Source organism: Sphingomonas sp. 10B4 (assembly GCF_035019905.1).
Lineage (GTDB): Bacteria > Pseudomonadota > Alphaproteobacteria > Sphingomonadales > Sphingomonadaceae > Sphingomonas > Sphingomonas glacialis.
The window spans coordinates 1-240 of record NZ_JASJVC010000545.1; the positions used below are offsets into that span (position 1 = coordinate 1).

A 240-nucleotide genomic window follows, 5' to 3' on the forward strand; every position below is an offset into this window, starting at 1 on the left:
GTCCAGGCCTGAGGTGTGACTGAGGCTTTCGCGTGAAACCTCGACGGCGAAACTCTCGGCTGTTTTATCCACCACCGTCATGCAGGCACCGTTGATGGCGATGGAATCGCCCAGCATGACGTCGCTCAGGTCGAGCCCGCCGGCGGCCAGTGTGAGTCTGACGCCCGAATCGGCGTCATCGCCCAGGGGTTGCACAGTAGTGATGGCGCCGATGGCGGCGACGATGCCAGTAAACATGAG

Annotated in this window: 1 pseudogene; it reads right to left on the reverse strand. The window is 62.1% G+C overall.

From position 1 onward, the window contains the following. Positions 1–240, reverse strand: a pseudogene (locus QN347_RS20820) (riboflavin synthase); the annotation flags it as partial.